The 3,092-nt window shown below is 71.2% G+C and carries 3 protein-coding genes; 1 reads left to right on the forward strand and 2 read right to left on the reverse strand.

Annotated features, from left to right (window positions below; genetic code table 11):
* A partial coding sequence (locus HW445_RS24250) for a bacterioferritin-associated ferredoxin (RefSeq protein WP_180223073.1) occupies nt 1-201 on the reverse strand: 201 nt, incomplete at its 3' end.
* Between the two features lie 192 nt (nt 202-393).
* A complete protein-coding gene (locus tag HW445_RS24255) occupies nt 394-1,746 on the reverse strand; it encodes a class II 3-deoxy-7-phosphoheptulonate synthase (RefSeq protein WP_180223074.1) in 1,353 nt (450 codons plus the stop codon).
* Nucleotides 1,747-2,031: 285 nt separating this feature from the next.
* Here HW445_RS24255 and HW445_RS24260 point away from each other — a divergent pair.
* Nucleotides 2,032-3,092 (forward strand): chorismate-binding protein (locus HW445_RS24260; protein ID WP_180223075.1); only part of this gene is annotated, 1,061 nt, incomplete at its 3' end.

Genomic DNA, 3,092 nt, shown 5'->3' on the forward strand with positions numbered 1-3,092 from the left:
TTCGGCGGGGCGGCCCTGTTCGATCAGCTCGCGGCGGGGGCAGGCGCCCCGGCCGAGGATGGCCTGGATCCGCTTGACGCAGCCACCGCAGTCGGTGCCGGCCTTGCAGGCGGAGGCGATCTGACGGGGGGTGCAGGCGCCGGCCTCCGCGTGGCGCTTCACCTGCTCCTCGGTCACGCCGAAGCAGCTGCACACGTACACGAAGGTTCACCCCCGTCCTGGGTTCGCTCGCTCGGATGGGCCTCGACCGGAACCAGAGGCTCCGCTTGGTGAGGCAAACCTAACCTAACCCACCTCGCGGTGCCCGGGAAGACCGATGGGGCGCGGATCCCTGTGATCCGCGCCCCATCGTCGGGCCCGTCGTCGCGCCGTGTCAGGCGCCCGCTCGGAGCGTCACTGCGAGCGGTACATCTCCGCCACCAGGAACGCCAGGTCCAGCGACTGGCTGCGGTTGAGCCGCGGGTCGCAGGCGGTCTCGTAGCGCTGGTGCAGGTCGTCGACGAAGATCTCGTCGCCGCCGCCCACGCACTCGGTGACGTCGTCGCCGGTCAGCTCCACGTGGATGCCACCCGGGTGGGTGCCGAGCTCCTTGTGGACCTCGAAGAAGCCCTTGACCTCGTCGAGCACGTCGTCGAAGCGGCGGGTCTTGTGGCCGGAGGCCGCCTCGAAGGTGTTGCCGTGCATCGGGTCGGTCACCCAGGCGACCGTCGCGCCGGAGGCGGTGACCTTCTCCACCAGCTCCGGGAGCCGGTCGCGGACCTTGTCCGCGCCCATCCGGACGATGAAGGTCAGCCGGCCCGGCTCACGGTCCGGGTCGAGGCGCTCGACGTACTGGAGCGCGTCCTCCGCGGTGGTGGTGGGGCCGAGCTTGATGCCGATCGGGTTCTGGACCTTCGAGGCGAACTCGATGTGCGCGTGGTCCATCTGCCGGGTCCGCTCACCGATCCAGACCATGTGGCCGGAGACGTCGTAGAGCTTGCCGGTGCGCGAGTCCACCCGGGTGAGGGCGGTCTCGTAGTCCATCAGCAGCGCCTCGTGGGAGGCGTAGAACTCGACGGTCTTGAACTCCTCGGGGTCCGTACCGCAGGCCCGCATGAAGTTCAGCGCGTTGTCGATCTCCCGGGCCAGCTGCTCGTAGCGCTGGCCGGAGGGGGACGACTTCACGAAGTCCTGGTTCCAGGCGTGCACCTGCCGCAGGTCGGCGTAGCCGCCGGTGGTGAAGGCGCGCACCAGGTTCAGCGTGGAGGCGGAGGCGTGGTACATCCGCTTCAGCCGCTCCGGGTCGGGGATCCGGGAGGCCTCGGTGAACTCGAAGCCGTTCACCGAGTCGCCGCGGTACACCGGCAGCGTCACGCCGTCGCGGGTCTCCATCGGCTTGGAGCGCGGCTTGGAGTACTGGCCGGCGATCCGGCCCACCTTCACCACGGGCACGGAGGCGGCGTAGGTGAGGACGGCGCCCATCTGGAGCAGCGTCTTCAGCTTCGCGCGGATCTGTTCGGCGCCCACGCCGTCGAAGGACTCGGCGCAGTCGCCGCCCTGGAGCAGGAACGCGTCTCCCTTGGCCACGGCCGCCAGCCGGGCCTTCAGCTGGTCGCACTCGCCGGCGAAGACCAGTGGCGGGTAGCTCTCCAGCTCCGTGACGACCCTGCCCAGGGCTTCCTGGTCGGGATACTCCGGCTGCTGGGCAGCGGGCAGGTCTCTCCAGGTCGGCACGAAGGCGGCGGGGCTCTCAAGGTTCACGGTCACGCCAGCAAGAGTAAGGGCTCCCTTCTTCGGTTCGGATGAAAAGCCCAAAGTGTGGGACGGACCATCCGAACCCCGTACACCGGCCGACACGGTGCGGTACTGTTCCCGGCATGTTCGCGCACCCGCACCAGACGCTCACGCACCGCAACTGGTGGTGGACCGCTCCCTCGGCGGCCCACTGACTGCGCGTACCCACACTTCGCGAAGGCCGCCCGAGGGGCGGCCTTCGGTGTTTTCGCGACCGGGCCGCTCCTCCCCACCACTTCCCCGTGAGGAGCACCCGCCATGGACCTTTCGCTGCTGCCCGGCGACGGACGCCCGTTCGCCCTGCTGCGCCGCCGCACCCCCGGCCGTGACCAGGATCTCGTCGAGCTGCTGGTCGGCCCGGTCGCCGAGTACGGCGAGCTCGCCGCGCTGCCGGACCGGGCGCTGGCCCTGGTGCCGTTCCGGCAGATCCGCGAGCGCGGCTTCGACGTCCGCGACGACGGCACGCCGCTGCTGGCCCTGACCCCCGAGGAGACGTACGAGATCCCGCTCGCCGACGCCCTGGCCCAGCTTCCCGCGCACCCGGTGCGGGTGGAGGACGGCGGCTTCGACCAGGACGACACCACCTACGCGGCGACCGTGGAGCGGGTGCTGCGGGAGGAGATCGGGCGCGGCGAGGGCGCCAACTTCGTGATCCGCCGCACCTACCGGGGCCGGATCGACGGGTTCGGCGCGGCCGACGCGCTCGCCCTGTTCCGGCGGCTGCTGGAGGGCGAGCGGGGCGCGTACTGGACGTACGTGGTGCACACCGGGGACCGCACGCTGGTGGGGGCAAGCCCCGAGGTGCACGTGCGGATGTCGGGGCAGGCCGTGGTGATGAACCCGATCAGCGGCACCTACCGCTACCCGGCCGGCGGGCCCACGCCGGAGGACCTGCTGGAGTTCCTCGGCGACGCCAAGGAGACCGAGGAGCTGTCCATGGTGGTGGACGAGGAGCTCAAGATGATGTGCACGGTCGGCGACATGGGCGGTGTGGTGGTCGGACCGCGGCTGCGGGAGATGGCGCACCTGGCCCACACCGAGTACGAGCTGCGCGGCCGTTCCACGCTGGACGTCCGCGAGGTGCTGCGGGAGACCATGTTCGCCGCGACGGTGACCGGCTCGCCGGTGCAGAACGCCTGCCGGGTGATCGAGCGGCACGAGCCGGAGGGGCGCGGCTACTACGCGGGCGCGCTGGCCCTGCTGGGCCGGGACGCGGGCGGCGCGCAGACCCTGGACTCCCCCATCCTGATCCGCACCGCGCACATCCGCGCGGACGGCCGGCTGCGGGTGGACGTGGGCGCGACGCTGGTGCGCGGCTC

It is taken from the genome of Streptomyces sp. UH6 (assembly GCF_013421635.1).
Lineage (GTDB): Bacteria > Actinomycetota > Actinomycetes > Streptomycetales > Streptomycetaceae > Streptomyces > Streptomyces abyssomicinicus.